The organism is Cupriavidus sp. 01L46 (assembly GCF_056399905.1).
This window is the reverse complement of the sequence record NZ_JBFTSF010000020.1, coordinates 1-21174: the sequence shown is the minus strand read 5'-3', so window position 1 is coordinate 21174 and position 21174 is coordinate 1. Positions and strand designations below refer to the sequence as shown.

18 protein-coding genes are annotated in these 21174 nt (G+C 66.0%); 10 read left to right on the top strand and 8 right to left on the bottom strand.

The annotated features are described in order from the left end of the window. Positions 1–250: 250 nt before the first annotated feature. Positions 251–3118, top strand: a complete 2868-nt coding sequence (locus AC1DS3_RS05710) for a valine--tRNA ligase (RefSeq protein ID WP_477126822.1) — start codon at positions 251–253, stop codon at positions 3116–3118. A 52-nt stretch (positions 3119–3170) separates the two neighbouring features. Then, positions 3171–4049, top strand: a complete 879-nt coding sequence (gene galU, locus AC1DS3_RS05705; protein WP_441634441.1) for a UTP--glucose-1-phosphate uridylyltransferase GalU — start codon at positions 3171–3173, stop codon at positions 4047–4049. A gap of 89 nt (positions 4050–4138) precedes the next feature. On the opposite strand, the gene AC1DS3_RS05700 is transcribed toward galU, so the two are convergent. From AC1DS3_RS05700 to AC1DS3_RS05675, 6 genes are all read right to left on the bottom strand, one after another. Further along, on the bottom strand, positions 4139–4366 hold the full coding sequence (locus tag AC1DS3_RS05700; RefSeq protein ID WP_043348346.1) for a sulfurtransferase TusA family protein: 228 nt from the start codon (positions 4364–4366) through the stop codon (positions 4139–4141). 105 nt (positions 4367–4471) lie between these two features. Then, positions 4472–5059, bottom strand: coding sequence for an NUDIX domain-containing protein (locus AC1DS3_RS05695; RefSeq protein ID WP_441634439.1), 588 nt, complete (start codon positions 5057–5059; stop codon positions 4472–4474). A 66-nt stretch (positions 5060–5125) separates the two neighbouring features. Then, positions 5126–6157: a threonine aldolase family protein gene (locus tag AC1DS3_RS05690; RefSeq protein WP_441634437.1), complete on the bottom strand. Its 1032-nt coding sequence runs from the start codon at positions 6155–6157 to the stop codon at positions 5126–5128. Positions 6158–6267: 110 nt separating this feature from the next. Next, positions 6268–6456: a 4-oxalocrotonate tautomerase gene (locus AC1DS3_RS05685; RefSeq protein ID WP_043348354.1), complete on the bottom strand. Its 189-nt coding sequence runs from the start codon at positions 6454–6456 to the stop codon at positions 6268–6270. Positions 6457–6552: 96 nt separating this feature from the next. After that, positions 6553–7326 carry a class II aldolase/adducin family protein gene (locus tag AC1DS3_RS05680; RefSeq protein WP_441634433.1) on the bottom strand — a complete coding sequence of 258 codons (774 nt, stop codon included), beginning with the start codon at positions 7324–7326 and terminating at the stop codon, positions 6553–6555. 131 nt (positions 7327–7457) lie between these two features. Continuing rightward, entirely contained in the window at positions 7458–8672 is a 1215-nt protein-coding gene (locus AC1DS3_RS05675; RefSeq protein ID WP_441634431.1) for a YbfB/YjiJ family MFS transporter, read from the bottom strand. Between the two features lie 136 nt (positions 8673–8808). Here AC1DS3_RS05675 and AC1DS3_RS05670 point away from each other — a divergent pair, with 136 nt between their 5' ends. From AC1DS3_RS05670 to AC1DS3_RS05660, 3 genes are all read left to right on the top strand, one after another. Then, positions 8809–9687 carry a LysR family transcriptional regulator gene (locus tag AC1DS3_RS05670; protein WP_441634429.1) on the top strand — a complete coding sequence of 293 codons (879 nt, stop codon included), beginning with the start codon at positions 8809–8811 and terminating at the stop codon, positions 9685–9687. A 94-nt stretch (positions 9688–9781) separates the two neighbouring features. Continuing rightward, positions 9782–11227, top strand: coding sequence for an NfeD family protein (locus AC1DS3_RS05665; RefSeq protein WP_441634427.1), 1446 nt, complete (start codon positions 9782–9784; stop codon positions 11225–11227). A 2-nt stretch (positions 11228–11229) separates the two neighbouring features. Next, complete coding sequence (locus tag AC1DS3_RS05660) at positions 11230–11991, top strand: slipin family protein (protein WP_441634425.1); 762 nt, start codon at positions 11230–11232, stop codon at positions 11989–11991. Between the two features lie 156 nt (positions 11992–12147). Here the strand turns inward: AC1DS3_RS05660 and alaS are convergent, their stop codons facing one another. Continuing rightward, on the bottom strand, positions 12148–14772 hold the full coding sequence (gene alaS / locus AC1DS3_RS05655; protein ID WP_441634423.1) for an alanine--tRNA ligase: 2625 nt from the start codon (positions 14770–14772) through the stop codon (positions 12148–12150). Between the two features lie 332 nt (positions 14773–15104). Between alaS and AC1DS3_RS05650 the strand changes: the two genes are divergently transcribed. From AC1DS3_RS05650 to AC1DS3_RS05640, 3 genes are all read left to right on the top strand, one after another. After that, positions 15105–16325, top strand: a complete 1221-nt coding sequence (locus tag AC1DS3_RS05650) for a CaiB/BaiF CoA transferase family protein (protein WP_477126821.1) — start codon at positions 15105–15107, stop codon at positions 16323–16325. Between the two features lie 178 nt (positions 16326–16503). Next, positions 16504–16959, top strand: coding sequence for a DUF2214 family protein (locus AC1DS3_RS05645; protein ID WP_150984164.1), 456 nt, complete (start codon positions 16504–16506; stop codon positions 16957–16959). 50 nt (positions 16960–17009) lie between these two features. Then, a complete protein-coding gene (locus AC1DS3_RS05640) occupies positions 17010–18050 on the top strand; it encodes a tripartite tricarboxylate transporter substrate binding protein (RefSeq protein WP_477126820.1) in 1041 nt (346 codons plus the stop codon). Between the two features lie 266 nt (positions 18051–18316). Here AC1DS3_RS05640 and AC1DS3_RS05635 read toward each other — a convergent pair whose 3' ends face one another. Continuing rightward, positions 18317–20041, bottom strand: a complete 1725-nt coding sequence (locus AC1DS3_RS05635) for a potassium/proton antiporter (RefSeq protein WP_477126819.1) — start codon at positions 20039–20041, stop codon at positions 18317–18319. A 346-nt stretch (positions 20042–20387) separates the two neighbouring features. Between AC1DS3_RS05635 and AC1DS3_RS05630 the strand changes: the two genes are divergently transcribed. Both AC1DS3_RS05630 and AC1DS3_RS05625 read left to right on the top strand, forming a co-directional pair. Further along, positions 20388–20849: a tripartite tricarboxylate transporter TctB family protein gene (locus tag AC1DS3_RS05630; protein WP_477126818.1), complete on the top strand. Its 462-nt coding sequence runs from the start codon at positions 20388–20390 to the stop codon at positions 20847–20849. Positions 20850–20861: 12 nt separating this feature from the next. Next, the coding region (locus AC1DS3_RS05625; protein WP_477126817.1) for a tripartite tricarboxylate transporter permease at positions 20862–21174 on the top strand (313 nt) is incomplete at its 3' end.

Here is a 21174-nt window from a genome sequence, read left to right as displayed (position 1 = left end):
CGGGGGGATGGCCCGGCAGCGGGCCGGGAACCACACAAAATGGCACAAAACAGCACGGCGGATCCCCTCGCGAGCGGTAAGCAGAGCACTTTCTGGCAGGGCAAAGCACCGGCAAAATGACGCCACGCGTCCKAGCCCGGGCCGAAATCGCGCACCCCCCACCCGCCTCCCCTATAATTTGACGTTTTCCCGGCGCGTTCCCCCTGCCCGCCTGGCCCGCAGAATCCGACGTAATCATCGACATCCGAGCATGACCGCCCAAGACCAGTCCCTTGCCAAGAGCTTCGAACCCGCCGCCATTGAGACAAAGTGGGGCCCAGAGTGGGAGAAGCGCGGCATCGCGAAGCCGACCCTCGACCCGGACCGTCCGGACTTCTGCATCCAGCTGCCGCCGCCCAATGTGACCGGCACGCTGCACATGGGCCATGCCTTCAACCAGACCATCATGGACGGCCTGGCCCGCCATGCCCGCATGAGCGGCGCAAACACCCTGTGGGTGCCGGGCACCGACCACGCCGGCATCGCCACCCAGATCGTGGTGGAGCGCCAGCTGGAAACGCAAGGCGTATCGCGCCATGAGCTGKGCCGCGAGAAGTTCGTCGAGAAGGTGTGGGAGTGGAAGGAAGAGTCCGGCTCGACGATTACGCGCCAGATTCGCCGCATGGGCGCGTCGATCGACTGGAGCCATGAGTACTTCACAATGTCGCCGGAGATGTCCAAGGCGGTCACCGAAGTCTTCGTGCGCCTGTTCGAGCAAGGCCTGATCTACCGCGGCAAGCGCCTGGTCAACTGGGACCCGGTGCTGGGCACCGCGGTGTCCGACCTGGAAGTGGACAACGTCGAGGAAGATGGCTCGATGTGGCACATCCGCTATCCGCTGGCCGAAGCCGATACCGTGCACGGCCTGACCCACCTGACGGTGGCCACCACCCGCCCCGAAACCATGCTGGGCGACGTGGCCGTGATGGTGCACCCGGAAGACGAGCGTTATGCGCACCTGATCGGCAAGTTTGTGCGCCTGCCGCTCACCGGCCGCGATATCCCGGTGATCGCCGACGACTACGTCGACCGCGAATTCGGCACCGGCGTGGTCAAGGTGACTCCCGCCCACGATTTCAACGACTATGCGGTTGGCCAGCGCCACAAGCTGCCACAGCTGTCCATCCTGACGCTCGACGCCAAGATCGTCGCCGACGCGCCCGCCGCCTATGCCGGCCTGGACCGCTTCGAGGCGCGCACCCGCATCGTGGCGGACCTGGATGCCCAGGGCCTGCTGGCCGAGGTCAAGAAGCACAAGCTGATGACGCCGCGCAGCGAGCGCACTGGCAGCGCCATCGAGCCGATGCTGACCGACCAGTGGTTCGTGGCCATGAGCAAGCCGGCGCCGGAAGGCACCTTCCACCCGGGCCGCTCGATTGCCGAAGTGGCGCTGGACGCCGTGCAGAGCGGCGAGATCAAGCTGATCCCCGATAACTGGAACAGCACCTACAACCAGTGGCTGGAGAACATCCAGGACTGGTGCATCTCGCGCCAGCTGTGGTGGGGCCACCAGATCCCGGCCTGGTACGATGAGGCCGGCAAGTGCTTCGTCGCCCGTACCGAGGAAGAGGCGCAGGCCCAGGCGCGCGCGGCCGGCAGCACCGGGCCGCTGCGCCGCGAGGACGATGTGCTCGACACCTGGTTCTCCTCGGCCCTGGTGCCCTTCTCGTCGCTGGGCTGGCCCGCCGAGACGCCGGATTTGCAACATTTTCTGCCGTCGTCGGCACTTGTTACCGGTTACGACATCATCTTCTTCTGGGTGGCGCGCATGGTCATGATGACCAAGCACTTCACCGGCAAGGTGCCGTTCCATACCGTCTATGTGCACGGTCTGGTGCGGGATTCGGAAGGCAAGAAGATGAGCAAGTCCGAGGGCAACACCCTGGACCCGGTCGACCTGATCGACGGCATCGAGCTCGAGCCGCTGCTCAAGAAGCGCACCACCGGCCTGCGCCGCCCCAAGGACGCGCCCAAGATCGAGAAAAAGACCAAGAAGGAATTCCCCGATGGCATTCCGGCATTTGGCGCCGATGCCCTGCGCTTCACCTTCGCCTCGCTCGCCACGCTGGGCCGTAACATCAACTTCGACACCGGCCGCTGCGAAGGCTATCGCAACTTCTGCAACAAGCTGTGGAACGCCACGCRCTTCGTGCTGATGAACACCGAAGGGCACGACTGCGGCATGGGCCCGTGCAGCAACGACTGCGGCCCCGACGGTTACCTGCATTTCTCGCAGCCGGACCGCTGGATCGTGTCGCTGCTGCAGCGCGTGGAAGCCGAAGTGGAAAAGGGCTTTGCCGAGTACCGCTTCGACAATATCGCCAGCGCCATCTACAAGTTCGTCTGGGACGAGTACTGCGACTGGTACCTGGAACTGGCCAAGGTCCAGATCCAGAACGGCACGCCTGCACAGCAGCGCGCCACCCGCCGCACGCTGTTGCGCGTCCTGGAAACCGTGTTGCGCCTGGCCCACCCGATCATCCCCTTCATCACCGAAGAGCTGTGGCAAAAGGTAGCGCCGCTGGCCGGCCGCGCCAAGGGCGACGGCAGCGAGACGCTGGCGCTGCAGGCCTATCCCCTGCCCGCCATGGCAAAGGTCGATGAGGCCGCCGAGCAATGGACCGCGCAGCTCAAGGCCGTGGTCGACGCCTGCCGCAACCTGCGCGGCGAAATGAACATCTCGCCGGCCCAGCGCATTCCGCTGTACGCTGAAGGCGACAGCGCGTTCCTGACGTCGGCCCAGGCTTATGTGCAGGCGCTGGCGAAACTTTCGGAGGTCAAGGTGTTCGAAGATCAGAATACCTTGATGGCGGAAGGTGCCGGCGCGCCGGTGGCCATCGTGGGCGGCAACCATCTGCTGCTGAAGATCGAAATCGACGTGGCCGCGGAACGCGTGCGCCTGTCCAAGGAAATAGAGCGCATCAGCGCCGAACTCGGCAAGTGCCGTGGCAAGCTCTCCAACGAGAGCTTTGTCGCCAAGGCACCGCCCGCCGTTGTCGCGCAAGAAACCCAGCGTTTGTCGGATTTCGAACAGACGCTGGTCARGCTGCAGGATCAACTGCAGCGTTTGCCGGCATGAGCTTTGCATCACCAGCAGGGTTGTCTACACCGAATTGATAAGGAAAACCGATATGGAAACCCGCGTCACCAAGGCTGTCTTCCCGGTAGCCGGTCTCGGCACTCGTTTTTTGCCGGCTACCAAGGCAAGCCCGAAGGAAATGCTGCCGGTGGTCGACAAACCCCTGATCCAGTACGCCGTGGAAGAAGCCATGGCTGCCGGCATCACCGAGATGATCTTCGTCACCGGCCGCTCCAAGCGCGCCATCGAGGATCACTTCGACAAGGCCTACGAGCTCGAAGCGGAGCTCGAGGCAAAGAACAAGCAGGCCCTGCTCAGCCTGGTGCGCTCGATCAAGCCGTCGCACGTGGAGTGCTTCTATGTGCGCCAGCCCGAGGCCCTCGGCCTTGGCCATGCCGTGCTCTGCGCGGAAAAGCTGGTGGGCGACGCACCGTTCGCCGTGATGCTGGCCGATGACCTGCTGGATGGCGATCCGCCAGTCATGAAGCAGATGGTGGACATGTACGGCCACTACAACTGCTCGGTGCTGGGCGTGGAAGAGATCGCGCCGGAGCAGAGCCGCTCCTACGGCGTGGTGGATGGCCGCGAATGGGACGAAGGCGTGATCAAGGTGTCGGACATTGTCGAGAAACCGGCGCCCGAGAATGCGCCGTCCAACCTGGGCGTGGTCGGCCGCTACATCCTGACCCCGCGCATCTTCGACCATATCCGCAACCTCAAGCCGGGCGCGGGCGGCGAGTTCCAGCTCACTGATGCCATCCAGTCCCTGCTCAGCCAGGAACAGGTGCTGGCCTACCGCTACAAGGGCGTGCGCTACGACTGCGGCAGCAAGCTGGGCTACCTGAAGGCCACCGTGGAGTTTGCGCTCAAGCACACGGAGGTGATGGACGAATTCAGCACCTACCTGCGCGCGCGCGCCAATAGCATCTGAGTGCCTGAAGATCTGGAGCCATGAAAAAAGCCGCAAACGCGGCTTTTTTCATTTGGCGCGGGGCGCGCCCGCGTCGAACTGTCGCCGATTCAACGCCGGCGCATGTAGAACACGAACACCTTGTCCACTTCCTGGTGCGACAGCAGCTCGTTGCCGGTCTGCTTGGCAAACGCCTGGAAATCCCGCGTGGCGCCGGGATCGGTGGCGAGAATCTTGAGAACATCGCCGCTGGGCATGTCGGCCAGCGCCTTCTTGGTGCGCAGGATCGGCAGCGGGCAGTTCAGGCCGCGCGCATCCACTTCTTTCTGGAACTCCATTCCTCTCTTCCTTGGTTCTGTGCGCTCAGGAGCCGGCATGGCCCATTGTGGCCGTTTTAGGGCCATTGGGACCATGCCTGCCGCTGTCGCATCGATGACTGATGATTATGGCCGGTATTGTAGCGAAATGCCCGGCTGCCCCTGGCCATCGCGCCGGCGCGGGTCGGGAATGTCCTCGCCGGTCTGGCGATCGAAGAACCGCACCGGATGGCCACGCGAGGCCAGCCAGTCCGCCACCGCGAAGCCCGTGCCCGCCGACCAGATCCGCATGTCCTCCGGCGCCACCAGCTTGTAGTCGACCAGCTCCTCGGACAACGCGATGGTGCCGCTCGCCTGCACATGGTAGGCGATGATCAGCTCGTTCTTGCGCATGAACTCGTACACACCGATCAGCGATACCGAATGCGCGTCCAGGTTGGTTTCTTCCTTGAGCTCCCGGGCCACGCCCTGCTCCGGCGTCTCGTCGCGCTCCATGAAGCCGGTCACCAGCGCGAACATTTTTTCCGGCCACGCGGCGTTGCGCGCCAGCAGCAGCTTGCCCTCATATTCCACCACCGCAGCCAGCACGGGCAGCGGGTTGTTCCAGTGGACAAAGCCGCACTCTGGCTGGATGCAGGCATCACGTTCGCGCCCGGAATGCGGCAGCAATTCCAGCGGCGAGCCACATTGCGGACAGTATCGGTAAACGGCCATGCGGGAGCTCCTGTCTTTGTTGTTTTGTTGTCTTGTTATGTTGTCATTTTATAAGGACGGCGGCATTCACGCACCGCAGGCCACGCGCATATCCGCGGCCAGCGCCTCGACGGTTTCCGGCTGCAGATCCCACGAGCACATGAAGCGGCAGCCGCCGGCACCGATAAACGTATAGAAGCGCCAGCCCTTGGCACGCAGCGCCTCGATGGCCGCGAGCGGCAGCTCGGCAAAGACGGCGTTGGACTCGGTCGGGAACATGATGCGCACGCCGGGGATGCCGGCGATGCGCTCATGCAGCAACTGCGCCATGGCATTGGCATGGCGGGCGTTGCCGAGCCACACATCGTTCTCGAGCAAGCCCAGCCACGGGGCCGAGATAAAACGCATCTTGGAAGCCAGTTGCCCGGCCTGCTTGACGCGGTAAGCAAAGTCCTCGGCCAGCTTGCGGTCGAAGAACACCACCGCCTCGCCCACCGGCAGGCCGTTCTTGGTGCCGCCGAAGCACAGCACGTCCACCCCTGCTCGCCAGGTGATCTCCGACGGATGCACGCCGAGTGATGCCACGGCGTTGGCAAAGCGTGCGCCGTCCATGTGCACGCGCAACTGGTGGCGCCTGGCGATGGCGGCAATGGCTCGCACTTCCTCCACCGTGTACACCGTGCCGACCTCGGTCGACTGCGTCAGCGACACCACCTTGGGCTTGGGATAGTGGATATCGGAGCGGCGCGTCACCAGCGCTTCCACCGCATCGGGCGTGAGCTTGCCGTTGGCGCCTGGCGCGGTCAGCAGCTTGGAGCCGTTGGAGAAAAACTCCGGGCCGCCGCACTCATCGGTCTCGATATGCGCCAGCTCATGGCAGATCACCGAGTGGTAGGACTGGCACAGCGCCGACAGCGCCAGCGAGTTCGCCGCGGTGCCGTTGAAGACGAAAAACACCTCGCAATCGGTCTGGAACAGCTCGCGGATCCGGTCGCAGACTTTTTGCGTCCACGAATCGTCGCCATAGGCCTGCTCGTGGCCGCTGCCGTTGGCTTCGAGAAAATACTTGAGCGATTCCGGACAGAAGCCGGCGTAGTTGTCGGAGGCGAAATGCTGCATGGGAGATCCGTGGCGGGTGGCGTGGCGCGTGCCATGGGCCTCGGGGCTTGTGGCCTTTGGTCCGGGGCGGTTTTTGGCAGGGGGCTGTCTGTTGCGAAGCTGTGTGTGGCTTACTTCTTGTCAGCCCACAACTGGCCGCCGGTGGACCAGTTCTCGCGCTTGATGTCGGTGATGATGATATCCACGGCCGAGGCCGAACAGCCGAGCGTCTCGCAGGTGACGCGGGTGACTTCCTCGACCAGCTTGCGCTTTTGCTCGATGGTGCGGCCTTCGAAGAGTTCTACGTGGTAAGTCGGCATGGCTTGTTTCCTGTTTCCTGTTGTCGTTTTGTTTTTCGTTGTCCGTTGCGGATTGCCCTGGCGATGCGCGGAGGGATCTGCCAGCACCCGTCAAGGTCAATCGCGGTACGAAGCATCGATTCTATCGAGTTTGCGCAACAGCGACGGCCATTCCAGTTCGCCCTCGACGGCGCCGCCGTCGTCAAGCTGTTCGGACGCGCGTTGCGCCAGCGCATGCGGTGGCTGCACGACCTGTCCGCCAGCCTGCGCGCCAAGCTGGATCTCGCAGGCCTTGATGAGCGTCGCCATCAGCACGTACGCCTCGGCTACGGTCCGGCCAACCGTCAGCGTGCCATGGTTGCGCAGCAGCATGGCGGGATGCCGGCCAAGCGACGCGGTCAGCCTCGCGCCCTCGGCGGGCGTGAACGCCAGGCCTTCGTAGTCGTGATAGGCCAGCCGGCCATAGAAGCGCAAGGCGTGCTGCGAGAGCGCCAGCAGGCCGCAGGCCTGGGCCGATACCGACACGCCAGCGCTGTTGTGCAAGTGCATCACGCACACCGCATCGGGGCGTGCTGCATGCACCGCGCCATGCAGCGCAAAGCCGGTGACGTTGACCGCATGGCTGCTGTCGCCCACCACCTCGCCGCGCCCATTGATCTTGACCAGGTCGCTGGCGCGGATTTCGTCGAAGGCAAAGCCGAACGGATTGATCAGGAAGTGATCGGGCTCATCCGGCACGGCGGCGGAGATATGGGTGTAGATGAGGTCGTCCCAACCCTGCTGGGCGCACAGGCGGTAAGCCGCGGCCAGGTCGACGCGCATGCGCGACTCGGCTTGCGTGACGGGTTGAGTGGCGCCCGCGGCGCGGGCGGGCTGCAAGGCAAAGGACATGGTTCGGCTCCTGCGCCGCGCGGGTGCCGCGCGCCGGTTCAGCCAACCGGCGCCGGGGGCGGCAAAGGCGATACTGTAGCGCAAGGCAGGCGCTGCGTCAGGACGCGCCCCGGCACCTTGGCAGGGCCGGATTATCTGCGTTGTTGCCGGCTCATCCAGGCGAAGATCGCGCCACCCAGCAACAGGGCCGCCACTGCGCAGCCAAGCGAGGCGGCGAAGCCGCCGGTACGTGTCACCAGCGCCGTGGCCAGAGGCGGCCCGACGATCTGGCCGAGGCCGTAGCTGGCGGTCATCAGGCCCATCAGGCGCTGCGCCTGCGCGCCCCACAGCCGGCGCGCCTCGCGCATGGCGAAGGACACCAGCGCATTGAACGGCAACCCGGCCARCATGCTGCTGAGCGCGAAACCCGCCACCGTTGGCCAGACCACCGCGATGGCCACGCCGATCGCCTGCATCACATAGGTAAAGGCCAGCAGCCGGCGATTGTCGCGCTCCGTGCTGACGCGCGAGGCGACGAAGGCGCCGATGGTCACCCCCACGCCGAAGATGGGCCAGAACAGGTCTGCCCACAGCGAGCCCGGCATGGCCTGGCGCGCGATCACCGGCAGGAACGTGGCGGTGATGATGTAGCCGAAGCCCGCCAGGCCGTAGGCAAAGGTCAGCAGCCAGGTCTCGCGGCCCAGCCGCGGCGCCGCTTGCGCCGGCGCGGCCGGGCTGGCTGCGTGCGCGGTGCGCGGCGCGGGCGTGAAGACATGCCAGACCGCGCCGACCAGCAGCACCGCCAGCGCGCCGAAGGCCAGCCAGCCCCAGCTGGCCCGCCAGCCGGCGCTCACCATGACGAAGACGGAAACGCCCGTGATGACGATGCCGATGCCCGGCCCGCAAAAGATCACGCCGCCCAGCGACGCCCGGCCCAGTTCGGCCAGCCGGTGCATGCACCAGGCCGAGCCGTAGACCATGACCATCGCGCTGGCCACGCCGGCCGCGGCTCGCCACAGGCCCCAGGCCGCCATGCCGCCGGGCGCCGCCATGCCAAGCGTCAGCACGACGGTGGCCACCATGCCAAGCCGGACCATGCGCGCCGGGTCGGGCCGGATGAACAGGCAAGCGGCGGCGCCGGCGAAGTAGCCCAGGTAGTTCAGCGTGGCCAGCCAGCCGCCCTCGCCCAGCGTGACGCTGCCGTCGTGCAGCATCATGGGCAGCAGCGGCGTAAAGGCGAAGCGGCCAACGCCCATCGCCACGCCCAGCGCCACCAGCCCCGCCAGGGCCACGGCCCAGACGCCAGGCTGTGCCTGCGCGGCGGCGGCGGCGGCGTCGCCGGATGCCAGGGTGGATGTGGATTTCATAGGCGCATGCTACGCTCGGATTGGCGAACCGAAAAATGAATAATTGAGAACTCAATCATCTTTTTCAGAGATGATCTTTTGTTCGTCGTCACTTGTTCGTCGTCACTTCATCATCACACCCGGCAAGGGGATCGCAATGGACCTGGCTTCCCTGGAAATCTTTCGCTCCGTCGTGGAGGAAGGCGGCATCACCCGCGCCGCTACCCGCCTGCATCGCGTGCAGTCCAACGTCACCACCCGCATCCGCCAGCTGGAGGCCTCGCTCGGCGTCAAGCTGTTCCTGCGTGACGGCAAGCGCATGGTGCTGACGCCGGCCGGACAGACTTTGTTCGACTACGCCCGCCGCGTGCTGGACCTGGCCGAAGAAGCCCGCCAGGCCGTGCTGCCGGCCAGGCCGCAAGGCCGCCTGCGCATCGCCTCGATGGAGAGCACGGCGGCCAGCCGCCTGCCCGCCGTGCTGGCCGCGTATCACCAGGCGTGGCCGGACGTGGAGCTTGAGCTGGTGACCTGCCCCACGCGCCAGGCCTTGCAGGCACTGGCGCGCTTCGAGGTGGACTGCGCCTTTGTGGCCCAGCCGCTGGACGATCCAGCGCTGGCGTCGCTGCCGGCGTTCGAGGAAGAGCTGGTGCTGATCGCCCGCGAGCGCCATGCTCCCATCCATAGCGCGGCCGACCTGGAAACCCGCACCATGTTGTCGTTCGAGTCCGGCTGCAATTACCGCGGCCGGCTCGAAGCCTGGTTCGGCGCCAGCGGCAGCCCGCCGCGCCGGGTGCTGGAGCTGGGCTCGTATCACGCCATCATTGCCTGTGCGGCAGCCGGTATTGGCGTAGCGATTGTGCCGCGCTCGGTACTTGGCCTGTACCGCGACCTGCCCAAGATCAGCCTCCACGACCTCGGCCAGGCTGGCAAAGTCACCACGTTGCTGGCCTGGCATCCGGCCATGGCCAATACCGCCCTGGGCGCCTTGGCCGACACTTTCCGCACCCCACGGCCAGGACTGGCTGCGGCCGCCTGAGTCCGCCAGCGGCCGCCGCGCCCGGCAAGATGTGCCCGGTCGCCTACACTTGAAGTGGCGCCGCGTTTGCACCCCACGTGCCGGCGCCACTGCCATGACGCATGTCCCGATGCTCCTGCGATGGTTTGCCGCGACCTTGTGGCTGACCCTCGTTGCCTTGGTGGCGACGCCGCTGGTCCCCGCCACGCCGGCCAATGCGCAGGCGAGCGCGCCCGCGGCCGCCGGCACCGCCCCCCCCGTTTTCGTCATCCCGCTCAAAGGCGCGATCGGCCCGGCCAGCGCAAGCTTTATCGAGCGCGGCATGGCGCGCGCGCGCGACGCCGGCGCGCAATTGATCGTGCTGGAAATGGACACCCCGGGCGGGCTGGACCTGTCGATGCGCGAGATCATCCAGGGCATCCTGGCCTCGCCGGTACCGGTGGCGAGCTACGTCTATCCGGGCGGCGCGCGCGCGGCCAGCGCCGGCACCTACATCCTCTACGCCAGCCACATCGCCGCGATGGCGCCCGGCACCAACCTGGGCGCGGCCAGCCCGGTGCAGATCGGCATCGGCGGGCCGCAAAAGCCGGAGGCGGCCCCAGCCTCGGCCCCTGCCGGCGCGCCGCCGCAGGACACCATGGAGCGCAAGCAGATGCACGACGCCTCGGCCTATATCCGCGGCCTGGCGCAATTGCGCGGGCGCAATGCCGAGTGGGGCGAGCGCGCGGTGCGCGAGGCGGTCAGCCTGTCGGCCAGCGAGGCGGTCGCGCAGAAGGTCGCGGACCTGATCGCGCCCGACCTGCCTGCGCTGCTGCGCGCCGTGGACGGCAAGCACATCCAGGCCGCCGGCGTGGACCGCGTGCTGCGCACGGCGCACGCGCCGGTGCAGGTGCTGGAGCCGGACTGGCGCGACAGCTTCCTGGAGGTCATCACCGATCCCAGCGTGGCGCTGATCCTGATGATGGCCGGCATCTACGGCCTGATCTTCGAGTTCTCCACGCCGGGCATGGTGGTGCCCGGCATTGGCGGCGCGATCTGCCTGCTGCTGGCGCTGTTCGCGCTGCATATGCTGCCTGTCAGCTACGCGGGCCTGGGGCTGATCGCACTGGGCATCGGCTGCATGGTGGCGGAGCTATACCTGCCCACCTTTGGCGCGCTGGGCGTGGGCGGCATCATCGCCTTCATCTTCGGGGCGGTGATGCTGATCGATACGAATGTGCCCGGCTTCGGCATTCCGCTATGGCTGATCGGCAGCCTGGCGCTGGCCAGCGCGGTGTTCCTGTTCGCCGTCTGGACGCTGCTCTGGCGCGCGCGGCGCATGCCCGCGATCAACGGCGGCGATGCGATGATCGGCACGCCCGGCGTGATCCTGGACGATCTCCAGGAGGACGGCTGGGCCGAGGTGCGCGGCGAGCGCTGGCGGGTACATAGCGTGCGGCCGCTAGCGCGCGGCGAGCCGGTGCTGGTCATCGGGCGCAATGGGCTGCTGCTCGAAGTGCGCGCCCTCCATGCCTCTGGAACGACTGCCGGCCCGATTCCCCCATCCACCCAAGGAGCATGATCATGGCATTTGGATTCAGCGCAGGCGGTCTGGTCTTCATCATTGCCTTGCTCATCGTTTCCTCGATCCGCGTGCTGCGCGAGTACGAACGCGGCGTGGTGTTCATGCTGGGACGCTTCTGGAAGGTGAAAGGGCCAGGGCTGGTGATCCTGATCCCGGCGGTGCAGCAGATGGTGCGCGTGGACTTGCGCACGGTGGTGATGGACGTGCCGCCGCAAGACGTGATCTCGCGCGACAACGTGTCGGTAAAGGTGAATGCGGTGGTGTATTTCCGCGTGATCGACCCGGAGCGCGCCATCATCCAGGTGGCGAACTTCCTCGAGGCCACCAGCCAGCTGGCGCAGACCACCTTGCGCTCGGTGCTGGGCAAGCATGAGCTCGACGAGATGCTGGCCGAGCGCGAGCAGCTCAACATCGACATCCAGAAAGCGCTCGATGCCCAGACCGATAGCTGGGGCATCAAGGTCTCCAACGTGGAGATCAAGCACGTCGACCTCAACGAAACGATGATCCGCGCCATCGCGCGCCAGGCCGAGGCCGAACGCGAACGGCGCGCCAAGGTCATTCATGCCGAGGGCGAGTTGCAGGCCTCGGTGAAACTGCTGGAAGCCGCGCAAATGCTGGCAAGGGAACCCCAGGCGATGCAACTGCGTTATCTGCAGACGCTGACGCAGATTGCCGGGGACAAGAGCTCGACGATCGTGTTTCCGCTGCCCATCGACATCCTGACGCTGATAGGAAAGCTAAGCCGCGAACAGACGTGAAAAAAGGCGCCAAGGCGCCTTTTGGATGCTACGGGGGGATGCAGACTCCTGCCGGTTTGCTCCCCTCTCCCCCTGAGGGGAGAGGGAGAGACAGCCGTCGTCATGGCACGCGGTTTTGGCCCGTTCCTCGGCTTCGGCGAATGCCTCAGATCTGCCTCAAACCTTGCCCGCGACCCACTCGCCGACGCCAGCCAGCGCCTTCGGCAGGTTGGCCGGCTCCGTGCCGCCAGCTTGCGCCATGTCCGGACGGCCGCCGCCCTTGCCGCCAACCTGCTGCGCGACAAAGTTGACCAGCTCGCCGGCCTTGACCTTGGCGGTGGCATCGGCGGTCACACCAGCGATCAGGCTGACCTTGCCGTCGGCCACTGCGCCCAGCACGATGGCCGCAGTGCCCAGCTTGTCCTTGAGCTTGTCCATGGTCTCGCGCAGCGTCTTGACGTCGGCGCCGTCGAGCTGTGCGGCCAGCACCTTGATGCCCTTGACGTCGATGGCCTGCGCCGCCAGCTCGTCGCCCTGCGAGGCAGCCAGCTTGCTCTTGAGGCGCTCCAGTTCCTTCTCCAGCGCGCGCACTTGCTCCTGCACCTGCCCGATACGCGGCACCAGTTCGGACGGCTGCGCCTTGAGCGCGGCGGCGGCTTCGTTCAGCTTGGCGTCCAGTGCTTGCAGGTAATGCAGCGCGTTGTCGCCGGTGATGGCTTCGACGCGGCGGATGCCCGCTGCCACGCCGCTTTCCACCACGATCTTGAACACGCCGATATCGCCGGTGCGGGTCACGTGGGTGCCGCCGCACAGTTCCTTGGAACTGCCGATCGACAGCACGCGCACGTCGTCGGCGTACTTCTCGCCGAACAGCGCCATCGCGCCGCTCTTGACCGCGTCGTCGAAGGGCATGACTTCAGCACCGGTGGCTGCGTTGTGCAGGATCTCGGCGTTGACGATTTCCTCGACGCGACGGATCTGCTCGTCGGTCATCGGCGCGTTGTGCGAGAAGTCAAAGCGGGTCTTGTCCGCGTCGACCAGCGAGCCCTTCTGCTGCACGTGGCTGCCCAGCACTTCACGCAATGCCTTGTGCATCAGGTGGGTGGCCGAGTGGTTGCGCACGGTGCGCGCGCGGCGTTGCGCGTCCACCTGCGCGGTGACGCTGTCGCCCACCTTGAGCGCGCCGCCCGCCAGCGTGCCCTGGTGGCCGAACACATCGGCCTGCACCTTGGTGGTATCGACCACGCTGAATACTGCGCTGCCGCTCTTCAGCTCGCCCTGGTCGCCGGCCTGGCCGCCGGACTCGGCGTAGAACGGCGTGTTATCCAGCACGATCACGCCGGTCTGGCCGGGCTGCATCGTGTCGACGGCTGCGCCGTCCACATACAGCGCGGTGATCTTCGCACCGTCCACGCCCAGCTTCTCGTAGCCGTGGAAGGTGGTCTTGTCGCCCTTGTACTCCAGGCCGGCCGCCATCTTGAACTTGCCGGCGGCGCGGGCCTGCTCGCGCTGGCGGTTCATGGCCGCGTCGAAGGCGGCTTCGTCCACCGTCATTTCCTGCTCACGGCACACGTCCTGCGTCAGGTCCAGCGGGAAGCCAAAGGTGTCGTGCAGCTTGAAGGCCAGTTCGCCGTCGAGCACGGTGCCGCCCTTGGCCTTGACGTCGGCCAGTGCCGCGTCAAGGATGGACATGCCGTTCTCGATGGTTTCGAAGAAGCGCTCCTCTTCGGCCTTGAGCACTTCCACGACGCGCGATTCGGCGTCGGACAGTTCCGGATAGGCTTGGCCCATCTGACCCACCAGATCGCCCACCAGCTTGTGGAAGAACGGGGTCTTGCGGCCCAGCTTGTAACCGTGGCGGATGGCGCGGCGGATGATACGGCGCAGCACGTAGCCGCGGCCTTCATTGCCGGGGATCACACCGTCGACGATCAGGAAGGAGCACGCGCGGATGTGGTCGGCGATGACCTTCAGCGAGTTGTTGTTGAGATCGGTGGTGCCGGTCTCGCGCGCGGCGCCCTTGATCAGTGCCTGGAACAGGTCGATCTCATAGTTGCTGTGCACGTGCTGCAGCACCGCGGCGATGCGCTCCAGGCCCATGCCGGTGTCGACGCAGGGCTTGGGCAGGCGCGGCATATTGCCTTGCTCGTCCCGGTTGAACTGCATGAACACCAGGTTCCAGATTTCGATGTAGCGGTCGCCGTCTTCCTCGGGAGATCCCGGGGGGCCGCCCCACACGTCAGGGCCGTGGTCGTAGAAGATTTCCGAGCACGGGCCGCAGGGGCCGGTGTCGGCCATCTGCCAGAAGTTGTCGGAGGCGTAGCGCGCGCCCTTGTTGTCGCCGATGCGCACGATGCGCTCGGGCGGCACGCCGACTTCCTTGGCCCAGATGTCATAGGCTTCGTCATCTTCCGCGTACACCGTGACCCACAGCTTATCGGCAGGCAGCTGGTAGACCTTGGTCAGCAGCTCCCACGCGTACTGGATCGCCTCGCGCTTGAAATAGTCGCCAAACGAGAAGTTGCCGAGCATTTCAAAGAAGGTGTGGTGACGCGCGGTGTAACCCACGTTCTCCAGGTCGTTGTGCTTGCCGCCGGCGCGCACCGAGCGCTGCGACGAGGTCGCGCGGGTGTACGGGCGCTTGTCGGTGCCCAGGAACACGTCCTTGAACTGCACCATGCCGGAGTTGGTAAACAGCAACGTCGGATCGTTCCCCGGCACCAGGCTGGACGAGCGGACCACGGTATGGCCCTTCGATTCGAAGTACTGCAGGAACTTGCTGCGGATGTCGGAGACTTTCATGTTCTGGGCAAGGGCGTCCCACGTCGTGGCAGGGCGCTGTCGGTCAAGATGGTTTTGCAAACCGTTGATTATACGGGGAAGCCTGACCGTGCGGCATTCCGCCAGGGATTCGCCTTGCGCCGCCCGCAACACCGCGCCCCGCCGCGATCCGGGCCGGCCGCGATGTGCTCCCGGCGGCCTGCCGGTGGTAAAGTGCTGGCTGTCCCAGCCGGACGCCCCCGAGCCTGGTTTCGCGCCAGCCTCCGATTGCCCTGCAAGCCGCCACCCAGACCAGACGGCGGGGCCGCCCGGCCTTCCCTCGCCCACCCCTTGCCGGATCCGCAATACACCCCATGGGAGCTTTAAGCCACCTCCGCGTCCTCGACCTGACCCGCGTTCTCGCCGGGCCATGGTGCGCCCAGAACCTTGCCGACWTCGGCGCCGACGTGATCAAGATCGAGCGCCCCGGCGCCGGCGACGATACCCGCACCTGGGGCCCGCCCTGGCTGCAGGACGGCGAAGGCCGCGATACCGCGGAAGCTGCCTATTACCTGGCCGCCAACCGCAACAAGCGCTCGGTGACCTGCGATATCAGCACGCCCGAGGGCCAGGAACTGGTGCGCGCGCTGGCCGCCCAGAGCGATGTGGTGCTGGAAAACTACAAGGTCGGCCAACTGAAGAAGTACGGGCTGGACTACGACTCCCTCAAGGCGATCAAACCGGGCCTGATCTATTGCTCGGTGACCGGCTTCGGCCAGACCGGCCCCTACGCGGCGCGCCCGGGCTACGACTTCATCATCCAGGGCATGGGCGGCTTCATGAGCCTGACCGGCGAGCGCGACGACCTGCCCGGCGGCGGCCCGCAGAAGGCCGGCGTGGCCATCTCCGACCTGATGACCGGGCAGTACGCCACCATCGCCGTGCTGGCCGCGCTGGCCCACCGCGAGCGAACGGGCGAAGGCCAATACATCGACATGGCCCTGCTCGACGTGCAGGTAGCCATGCTGGCCAACATGAACACCAACTACCTGGCCAGCGGCGAAGCGCCCAGGCGCTGGGGCAACGCGCACCCCAATATCGTCCCCTACCAGACCTTCCAGGCCGCCGACGGCTGGATCATCGTGGCGGTGGGCAACGACGGCCAGTTCCGCAAGTTCGTCGTTGCCGGCGGACGCCCCGAACTGGCCGACGACCCGCGCTTCGCCACCAACCCGCAGCGGGTTGCGCATCGCGATGTGCTGGTGCCGATCATCGCCGACATGGTCAAGCCGCGCACCCGCGCCCAGTGGATCCTCGACCTGGAAGCCGCCGGCGTGCCGTGCGGCCCGATCAACACGCTGGACGACGTGTTCGAGGATGCCCAGGTCAAGGCGCGCGGCCTGCGCGTGGACCTACCGCACCCGAGCGCCGGCGAGGTCAAGCTGGTGGGCAGCCCGATCAAGATGAGCGCGACGCCGCCCGAGGCCGTGCGCCACCCGCCGCTGCTGGGCGAGCACACCGACGCGGTGCTTGGCGACATGCTGGGCTACACGCCGGAGCAGATTGCCGCGCTGCGCGCCAAGGGCGTGCTGTAGGGTACTTGCCGCTGCGTGCCTGCAGTGGCGGCGCGCGGGCGGCAAGCCGAAGCTCGTTGTCGTTGCCTTCGTTGTTGCTGTCGTTGTTGCCATAGCCGTTGCCGTAGCGAAAAAAGCAAGAACCCTGACCCCGCGCGCGCCGGCGTACGGCGCATGCCTAACCACAAAAGGAGTTTGGATGCTGACCGACGCCCTGCTGGCCTTCCTGCACTACACCTTCATCTTCCTGCTGATCGCCTTGATGACCGCCGAAGCGGTCGTGCTGCGCCCCGGCATGACGCCGCCCGTGCTCAAACGCCTGTCGATCTACGACCTGCTCTACTTCCTCACTGCCATGGCGGTGCTGGCAACCGGCTTGCTGCGGCTGTTCTACGGCGCCAAGGGTGCACAGTTCTACCTGCACAACCCGTGGTTCCACGCCAAGATCACCGTGTTCGTGGTGATCGCCCTGTGCTCGCTGCCGCCCACCTTCGCCATCCAGCGGTGGCGCCGCCAGGCGCGCAGCCTGCCGGACTTCGTGCCCATGCCCGCCGAACTGAAGTCCGCGCGGCGCTGGGTCATGATCCAGGCCCACCTGCTGATCCTGCTGCCGCTGTGCGCGGTGATGATGGCGCGCGGCATCGGCATGAAATAGGCCGCAGCGCCTGGCGCACCCAGATTCCCAATCCAACCCGACGCATCTCCATGCTCAAGAAGAAACTCGCCGCGGCATTGCTCGCCGCCGCCCTGCCCGCTATCGGCACCTTTATCGCCTTTGGCACCGTTATCGCCTTTAGCGCCACGCCGGCCGCCGCAGCGGCCGCCTACCCGACCAAGCCGCTCAAGTTCGTCGTGCCCTACCCGGCCGGCGGCCCGCTGGACACGGTGGCGCGCGCCATCGGCGACAAGCTCAAGGACAGCCTGGGCCAGCCCGTGGTGGTGGAAAACCGCCCGGGCGCCGGCGGCAATATCGGCGCCGACTACGTGGCCAAGCAGCCGGCCGACGGCTACACCATCGTGATGGGCGCCGTGGCCACCCACGCCATCAACCCCAGCCTCTTCGCCAAGATGCCGTACGACCCGGTGAAGGACTTCAGCCCGATCACGCTGGTGGCCGACGTGCCCAACGTACTCGTCATGCACCCCGGCAAGGCCGCCGAGCTGCATATCAGCAATGTGCGTGAACTGGTGGAATACGCGCGCAAGAACCCCGGCAAGCTGGACTACGCTTCGGGTGGCAACGGCAGCGCRGGACATCTGTCGGGCGAGCTGTTCAAGAGCATGGCCAAGGTCAGCATGGTCCACATCCCGTACAACGGCGCCTCGCCCGCGCAGCTGTCGGTGCTGTCCGGCCAGACCGACATGATCTTCGATAACCTCGCCTCCGCCTCGGCCAACATCAAKGCCGGCAAGCTCAAGGCGTTCGCCGTCACCACCGCCACCCGCGCCGCCGCCCTGCCCGAACTGCCCACGATCGCCGAAGCCGGCAAGGGGCTCGGCCTGGAAGGCTTCGACATCTCCACGTGGTTCGGCGTGTTCGCCCCGGCCAACACCCCGAAAGAGATCGTCGAGCGCCTCAACCACGAGATCGTGGCCATTCTCAAGACCGACGACATGAAGGCAAAGCTGGCCCGCATCGGCGCCCAGCCGGCACCGACCACGCCGGAGCAGTTCGGCGCACTGGTGCAGCGCGAGCTGAAGAAGTACGCGCGGATCGTGAAGGTGTCGGGCGCGAAGGTGGATTGATATACCAACGGTTGTAGCCGTGTGACCCGCCCCCGGGCGGGGAACACCCCGGCGCGATGCAAAGCGAGCCGTGAAGGTTTGAATCTCCCGTTATGCGGCGAGGAATCTTTCGCCGCATCCGGGTCGCCTTCTTTGCCTACTTTCTTGGCGAGACAAGAAAGTAGGTCGCCGCCCCGCAGGGGTGGTGAAACTGCAGTTGCAGTTGCAGTTGCAGCTAAGCCCTTGAATCTGAAGCTGATTTATCCGCTGCAGTTACAGCCGCCACATCAAGACTCCCCATCCCGCGGCAACAACAACCCCACCTGAATAATCCGCGGCCCATCCATCCGCGTCACCGTCAGCTTCAGCCCGGCGATCTCCACGGCGTCACCCTCTACTGGTGGTGATGTAAAGGCCTCCTGCATAGCGGCTTCCAGCGTCCGTTGCGCCTCGGCAGGGCTCAACTCCCGCGTCCCATAAAGCCCCGCCACATCCCGCAGCATGGCCTCCCCGGACAGCAGGAAATCATGGCTAGCCTTGCCCCAGGCAGGTGCCGGCCCAGGCCGATGGAACAACAGCGCCAGCATCGGCACGCTGGTCCCCGGCGCCAGGATCGACACCATATCCCCAGCCCGCAGCACGGTCTGGCCGGGCGCAGCCAGCGCTTCGTCCCGCACCACGGTCAGCAGCCGGCAACGGGGCGGCAATTCGAGCTGGTCGGCGCGCAGGCTCTCCGCCGGCGAATCGGCCTCGACCCTGAACTGCATCACCTCCAGCGCAGGCGYATGGGTGCCCTGCAACCGCGAGCGGGCCAGCGGCTCCGGATAGGCGGGACGCAGCACGCGCGCCAGCCGCGCCGCCAGCGGCACGGTGGTGCCCTGCAGCAGCAGGCTGGTCAGCACCACCGCAAAGGCGATGCGAAACAGCAAGCCAGAATCCGGCATGCCCTGCAGCATGGGAAACAGCGCCAGCACGATAGGCACCGCCCCACGCAAGCCCATCCAGGCCACGAAGCCCTTCTCCCGGGCACTGAAGCGAAACGGCAGCAGCGCCAGCCAGACCGCCGCCGGGCGCGCCACCAGCATCAGGAATGCCGCCACCGCCACCGCCGGCAGCGCCACTTCCCAGATCCGGTGCGGCGCCACCAGCAGGCCAAGCAGCAGGAACATCACGGACTGCGACAGCCAGGCCATGCCGTCCATCGCCCGCATGGTGTCGGGACCTACCGCGCGGTCGCGGTTGCCCACCAGGATGCCGGTCAGGTAGACGGCCAGGAAGCCGCTGCCGCCCGCCGTCTGCACGATGGCGAACACCATGGCGCCGCCCGAGCACAGCAGGATGGCCTGCAGGCCTTCGGCCACGCGGATGCGCTCCATCACGTTGGCCATGCAGTAGCCCAGGCCCAACCCGAGCAATCCGCCGACCCCGAACTGCACCACCAGGCGCCACAACAGCGCGCCGGGGCTCAGGCCCGCGGGCGCGGCAATCCAGTCGATCAGGGTGAGGGTCAGGAAGATGGCCATCGGGTCGTTGATGCCGGATTCGATCTCCAGCACACTCGCCACCCGCTCCTTGAGCCGGATGCCGCTGGTATTGAGCAGCGAGAACACCGCCGCCGCATCGGTCGAGCCGACGATGGCGCCCAGCAGCAGGCCCAGCTTCCAGTCGATCTCCAGCACCCAGGCGGCAAACAGGCCCACCAGCCCGGTCGTGACCAGCACGCCGACGGTCGCCAGCGACAGCGAGGGTTTCAGCGCCACCCGGAAGGTGGCCAGCCGGGTGCGCAAGCCGCCATCGAGCAGGATCACCGCCAGCGCGAGGTTGCCGACCAGGAAGCTCAGCCAGGTATTGGAGAAGCGGATGCCGCCGGGGCCATCCACCCCGGCCAGCATGCCGACCGATAAAAAGACGAGCAGGAAGGGCACGCCCACGCGCGCCGAGAAGGCGCCCACCACAATGCCCAGCGACATCACGACGGCGCCGATCAGGATGACATGGTCAATGCTTTCCAAAACGGCTTTCCCTTTTCACTTTTCACTTTCCATGCCGTGCCGCATCGGCCACAAGCTGCGGACGCTTCGGCAACGGCAGTGCAGCCAGCGATGATAGCGCAGCCCTATGACCACTCTGCCGCGGGGCGCGTGAAGCAGCACCCGGCAACGGAGCAAGCGGGCCCTGGATGTCTCCTAGGGAGATACCCGCAGATTGACCATTTTTGCAGACATCTGAAAGGTAGCTGAAAGGTCTTCCCCTTAATTTCCTCCCTGCCAGCGGCGGGACGGTTGCGCGCGCGTTTTTGACGCACCGCAACATCCATCGCCGCACGGATTTCAAGCAGTTTTTTCGAGGAGAATCATTTTGCGCATTCGTAGCCAAAAGGACTTTGCCTCCGGCCTGATGTTCATCCTGGTCGGATTCAGCTTTTCCTGGGTCGCACGCGGGTATTCCATGGGTACAGCCGCGAAGATGGGCYCCGGGTATTTCCCGTTCTGGCTCGGCATCGTGCTCGCCTTGCTGGGCGCGCTCGTGCTGTGGAGTTCCCTGTCCGCCAAGAAGGAAGAAGACCAGCTCGCACGCTGGGACATCAAGACCTTGCTGTGGATCCTGGGCTCGGTGGTGCTGTTCGGCCTGATGCTCAAGCCGCTGGGCATGGTGCTGTCGGTGCTGGTGCTGGTGCTGGTGTCGTCGATGGCCAGCCATGAATTCAGCTGGAAGGGTGCCGTTGTCAACGCCATCGTCCTGGTGATCATCAGCCTGGGCGCCTTCGTCTACGGCATCAATCTTCAGATGCCGGTGTGGCCGGCATTCTTGGCAGGATAAGGAGACGGCCATATGGAACTACTAGCCAACCTGGGCCTGGGCTTTTCGACCGCCCTGACCCTGCAAAACCTCGCCTACGCCTTCCTGGGCTGCGTGCTGGGCACCCTGATCGGCGTGCTGCCGGGCCTGGGGCCTCTGGCCACCATCGCCATGCTGCTGCCGGTGACCTACACGCTGCCGCCGGTGGCCGCGCTCATCATGCTGGCCGGTATTTATTACGGCGCCCAGTACGGTGGCTCGACCACCGCCATTCTGGTCAACCTGCCGGGTGAATCGTCGTCGGTGGTGACTACCATCGATGGCTACCAGATGGCCAGGCGAGGGC

Coding starts and splice junctions, on each gene's coding strand:
- galU (WP_441634441.1), top strand. CDS start 3,171: ATGGAAACCCGCGTCACCAAGGCTGTCTTCCCGGTAGCCGGTCTCGGC.
- AC1DS3_RS05700 (WP_043348346.1), bottom strand. CDS start 4,366: ATGGAGTTCCAGAAAGAAGTGGATGCGCGCGGCCTGAACTGCCCGCTG.
- AC1DS3_RS05695 (WP_441634439.1), bottom strand. CDS start 5,059: ATGGCCGTTTACCGATACTGTCCGCAATGTGGCTCGCCGCTGGAATTG.
- AC1DS3_RS05690 (WP_441634437.1), bottom strand. CDS start 6,157: ATGCAGCATTTCGCCTCCGACAACTACGCCGGCTTCTGTCCGGAATCG.
- AC1DS3_RS05685 (WP_043348354.1), bottom strand. CDS start 6,456: ATGCCGACTTACCACGTAGAACTCTTCGAAGGCCGCACCATCGAGCAA.
- AC1DS3_RS05680 (WP_441634433.1), bottom strand. CDS start 7,326: ATGTCCTTTGCCTTGCAGCCCGCCCGCGCCGCGGGCGCCACTCAACCC.
- AC1DS3_RS05670 (WP_441634429.1), top strand. CDS start 8,809: ATGGACCTGGCTTCCCTGGAAATCTTTCGCTCCGTCGTGGAGGAAGGC.
- AC1DS3_RS05665 (WP_441634427.1), top strand. CDS start 9,782: ATGACGCATGTCCCGATGCTCCTGCGATGGTTTGCCGCGACCTTGTGG.
- AC1DS3_RS05660 (WP_441634425.1), top strand. CDS start 11,230: ATGGCATTTGGATTCAGCGCAGGCGGTCTGGTCTTCATCATTGCCTTG.
- alaS (WP_441634423.1), bottom strand. CDS start 14,772: ATGAAAGTCTCCGACATCCGCAGCAAGTTCCTGCAGTACTTCGAATCG.
- AC1DS3_RS05645 (WP_150984164.1), top strand. CDS start 16,504: ATGCTGACCGACGCCCTGCTGGCCTTCCTGCACTACACCTTCATCTTC.